Annotated in this window: 4 protein-coding genes and 3 pseudogenes; 4 read left to right on the top strand and 3 right to left on the bottom strand. The window is 40.8% G+C overall.

The window, feature by feature from the left end:
• Window positions 1–149: 149 nt before the first annotated feature.
• Both CDG79_RS41855 and CDG79_RS39420 read right to left on the bottom strand, forming a co-directional pair.
• Complete coding sequence (locus CDG79_RS41855) at window positions 150–1,316, bottom strand: IS1634 family transposase (RefSeq protein WP_143855737.1); 1,167 nt, start codon at window positions 1,314–1,316, stop codon at window positions 150–152.
• Between the two features lie 127 nt (window positions 1,317–1,443).
• A pseudogene (locus CDG79_RS39420) lies at window positions 1,444–1,765 on the bottom strand (transposase); the annotation flags it as partial.
• 61 nt (window positions 1,766–1,826) lie between these two features.
• Here CDG79_RS39420 and CDG79_RS45715 point away from each other — a divergent pair.
• Both CDG79_RS45715 and CDG79_RS45710 read left to right on the top strand, forming a co-directional pair.
• Window positions 1,827–2,198: pseudogene (locus tag CDG79_RS45715) on the top strand (IS66 family transposase); the annotation flags it as partial.
• A 2-nt stretch (window positions 2,199–2,200) separates the two neighbouring features.
• Window positions 2,201–2,434 (top strand): annotated as a pseudogene (locus CDG79_RS45710) (hypothetical protein); the annotation flags it as partial.
• Here CDG79_RS45710 and CDG79_RS39410 read toward each other — a convergent pair.
• The gene (locus tag CDG79_RS39410; protein WP_094346902.1) at window positions 2,369–3,202 is read right to left on the bottom strand and encodes a TolB family protein; all 834 of its coding nucleotides are present in this window, start codon (window positions 3,200–3,202) and stop codon (window positions 2,369–2,371) included. The pseudogene CDG79_RS45710 and the gene CDG79_RS39410 sit on opposite strands and share 66 nt — an antisense overlap.
• Before the next feature lie 50 nt (window positions 3,203–3,252).
• On the opposite strand from CDG79_RS39410, the gene CDG79_RS43205 reads away from it, so the two are divergent.
• Window positions 3,253–3,417, top strand: coding sequence for a hypothetical protein (locus tag CDG79_RS43205; RefSeq protein WP_223278644.1), 165 nt, complete (start codon window positions 3,253–3,255; stop codon window positions 3,415–3,417).
• A 426-nt stretch (window positions 3,418–3,843) separates the two neighbouring features.
• Window positions 3,844–4,134 carry a family 10 glycosylhydrolase gene (locus tag CDG79_RS39405; protein WP_223278643.1) on the top strand — a complete coding sequence of 97 codons (291 nt, stop codon included), beginning with the start codon at window positions 3,844–3,846 and terminating at the stop codon, window positions 4,132–4,134.
• Window positions 4,135–4,222: the final 88 nt, after the last annotated feature.

The following is a 4,222-nucleotide window of genomic DNA, read 5'->3' as shown; positions in this document are numbered from 1 at the left end:
TTTAAATAATTTTCTCTTGCAAGAATGGATAGAGCAAGGGAATCCAACTGAGACTTTTAATAAATGTTCTGCGAAAATAGCGATCATCTTAGATAATGCCAGCTTCCATAAAAGAAAAGATATCTTATTTTATAGGGGGTAAGACGTAATTATGTCTTGCAGGACTCCGCAGAAAGCTGATAAAGGGACTCAGGCATTTTCATGAGGGAGAGAATTTGTTTTTGAAGCTCGGACAGAGGGGTGATGAAAATGGTAGAATCGGGGAGGTAATAGAGAGTAAGGTGACAAAAAGCCTGAAGCATTCGCTCCGCAGATGGGCGATTAGTTTTTCGCTTTGGATTGCCATCATAAAGACCAGCCAGAGATTGTTGAGTTAGCTGGAGAGCCTGCCGTACCACAAACTCCATCAAAGTAAATACGCGCAAAGCTATGTTCAACACGAACATCAAGCCAGTGATTCGGTCTTCGTTTTGGAAGTAAATAGGCAATGCTGGCAAAGAGCCTCTTTTAAAATGGTGAAACCCACGTTCCAAAAGCCATTCATCCCGGTAATATATGACAGCCTGTGGTAGGGTCAGTCGAGTGGTCGGGGCATTGGTGACATACAATCGCCATCCAGCTAAGGTTTGTGAAAGTTTAATCGCATCATCAATTTGCTGGATCTGAAGTTGAAGTCCAATTACTTTTACTAATTGTTGCCATGTTGGTAAATATAATGGGTCATCGGCTCCATTTCCTGACAGGGTGGCGCTGACCAATGGCATTCCCATCGGGTCGAGGGTTGCCAATAATTGACGGTATTGCAGCAGGTCTGGACGCTTGTCCTTGGAATAGCCATAACGCAGTAGGCTTTCTTCTGGTGATTCGCCCTGTTGATGATTCACATTAAAACTAGTTGTATCAGATCGTGCCACTTCTGTCGGTAATTCGTAGGCACGAATCAGATGTCGTCCTAATTTTACTTCTATTTCTTGCCTAGCCTCTGATTGTAAGCCTAATTCTTCGACTACCCTTCCCAATCGGTCGTCAGTGGCATCTTTTTTTCCTATCGACCACCCCGTAGTTAGCTCTAAAATTTTTCGGTGTGCTTCTACCCAGGGTTCCACCGCCGACAACCGATGGTCTGACTGGGTGATTATATATGTTAATAACAATACACTCAATTGACCATAGCTCATTCCTTCATGGTTTCCGTGTGGTGGACTCAGTTTTTGGTCTATCCACAAGGCTATCTCCATCTTTTTTAGCCATTCCACTATTACTGGAATATCATCAATTCTCTCGGAATCAATTTTTACCTGCTCATTTATTGCCATACGCACACCCATCTCCAGAATATGTCTTACAGACTAATGGAAAATGGTGCTATTACTCCTTATCGCCCTATTCCTTTCCCCTCAAGGCATTAATTCCTCTCACTCTTCAAAAATGAGCGAACGTACAGTGATTACTTCTTATTGCTACGACACAATCTAATTTATATTCAGCTAGTTTTCTAATAAACTGGCTACTTTCACCATATAAGCTATCTGCTAGTACTAATTTAATATTGAAGCCTGATTCAATTAATTCAGTAATAATTTCTGATGCCAACTCTATTTTAGTTTTATATTTATCCTCTGCTTTTAGTGTCCCTTTCGGTTTGAATACTTTTACAGTTAAAGGAAATGTTATATTCGAGTAAACTCCATAGGCATTTACTGCAAACGTTACCATTATCCACTTTCCCCACACTTCCTAGATATTGTCTTGCTACATAATCAGTCGTAAGGATTCAGGTGGCAGAGTATTGACAAAGGGGACACTTGAGGGGGAGTATCACAAATATGAACCAAAACCTGCCTCAAGATTTAGACCGAGAAAGCTTGAACCAGTTATCAAAAGAAGAACTGGTAGAGATAATTATTGAGCAGGGCAAGGCAATATGTGAGTTACAGAAAACAATCTTAGAACTACATCTTGAAGTAGAACGTTTAAAAGTCAGCCGAGATTTAGATAGTTCTACCTCATCGAAACCACCATCTGGGGATATTCTGAAAAAGAGCGAAAACAAAAAAGCATCCCTGGATGGAGAATCGAATCATCCCAAAAGAAAACCAGGCGGGCAACCAGGGCATCAGGGAAAAACGCGCTCTGGTTTTGGCAGAGTAGATCGTTATGAAATCTTACGTCCAAAAGATTGTGTTTACTGCGGTCAAATCCTGATAATAATCAGACTGAACGATCGCTGCGTTTGGCTGTGACAAAACGTAAAGTTAGTGGTGGTTCCCGTTCAATGGAGCGGTTTCAACATAGTGCTAATTTGTTGACCGTGGTACAGACTTGTCGCCGTCAAGCTAGATCTGTCATTGATTTTTTTGCACAGGCTTTAATTGCTAATTCTAGTAACTCCCTGTCTCGCCCTAGGGGAGTCAGGCCCAATAAAGGTAGTTAGCTGACGGGCTTTGGCTCCCGATTGGGCGGCGATTGCATACAGATCCCAATTATTATTGCGATCGCTCTCTTGACCACGTTTGCTCACAAAAGCAATATTTTTGTTATCAGTTGACCAAGCAGGTAAATACTCATTAAATGAACCTGGGGTGAGAATATCTGCTTTGCGAGTTGCTAAGTCCAATACATAAAGATGTTCACGACTTTTACCGATAAAACCCACACCATCTTCTAAGAAGTGAAATTGATCAATAACAATCGGTGGTGGGGTTTTCCCATTAAAGGGTATTTCTGGAACTGGTTCCTCAGCAATTACCGCTAGTTGCCGACTGTCACCAGACCAGACAAAATCGGTAACATCACCAGCAAAGTCTGATATTTTCTCAGCTTCACCGCCTGCTAGGTTGAGCAACCAAATTTGCTGTTTTCCTGATTCACGGCTGGAGCGAAAAGCTAGATATTTACCATCTGGGCTAAACCGAGGATTGTATTCACTATCGTTACCGTTAGTTAACTGTAATGTTTGGGAGCCATCCCAAGAAGTCATGTAAATATGGTTATCTCGTGTATCATTTTTCAAATCGGTATTAGTTACTGTGTAAGCAATCCAGTCTCCAGTGGGAGATAGTTGGGGATCGCTAATTTGGCGAAAGGCGAATTGATCGTCGAGTGTTAGCAGGCGTTTTTCTTGGGCTTGAGCCGAAATATTTATACTGAGTGTCATCGCTAAAACACTACTTGCTAAAGCGATTTTTGTTAGCTTTTTCATAACTAGATATCATAACTGGGGGTTCGCACATTTTTTTGAAGTTAGAGAAATTGGTAAATAACTTGGTCATAAAGCTTTGCCCCAGCATTGCGGCTAGCCCTGGTGGGATGTCCACAATCCGAGTTTTATGCTTACCTTTGGTGGAATACGCCCTCAAAGCGATAGCACAACATTTGATATCAGTCGTCTGGAGTACTAGTGCTTCTGATACTTGACAACCAGTAAACAGGCAATTTCTTTTCCAGAGCGCGATGGCGTAACCGTCCGCCTTAAGAGCGATCGCTCAACGTGATAAATCCTGACGTGAATAATCGCTTTAGTTCCTCTTGGGTTAAAATCTTGCCTTGTCCGTTGCCGTCTACTTTCATTTTTCCGAATCAATAGCGATTACACGTTTTGTGTTAATCGTGCGGAATCGGGTTTAGGAGAAAAGTTTCTCCTAAATTAATTTCCATGTCTATCCTGCCGCTCTTTCTCCATCATTATTATGGTTTTCTTACGCCGGACTAAATCATACTCACTTTCGGTGCGCCTACGGCGATCGCAAAATCCTTAACGGCACTTTTTTTGTATTTACTACTAAAACCGATAAAATAACAATAATTATTTAATTTTTTCAACTTCTTCAGCAACATCTCAAAATGTTTAAATTATTCAGAATCAAACGTGGATTAATATTACTGGTTTCTTCTTTAATTATAACTATTTTGGTGATATTAGGAAGAAGTAAAATAAGTACAGCCACCCAAACACATGAAGTGCGGGGTGTGTGGCTTACTAATGTTGATAGTCAGGTACTTTTTTCATCTCAAAATCTCAAAAATGCTTTAAGTCGTCTCAATAAATTAAATTTTAATACTATTTATCCTACAGTTTGGAATGGTGGTTATACACGAATGGCACTAAGAAAAGCTATAAGCTATATTCCATAAGCATTACAGGTATTAATACCTTAAGAGCAGTGGACGCTTCGCTGCGATCGCTATTTTTGTAGGTGCTGTCAAATCGAGGCGGTAAATG

The sequence above is a fragment of the Nostoc sp. 'Peltigera membranacea cyanobiont' 232 genome (assembly GCF_002245985.1).
Taxonomy (GTDB): domain Bacteria; phylum Cyanobacteriota; class Cyanobacteriia; order Cyanobacteriales; family Nostocaceae; genus Nostoc.
Note: the sequence above shows the minus strand (reverse complement) of the source record. Positions and strands in the feature narration are given on the sequence as shown.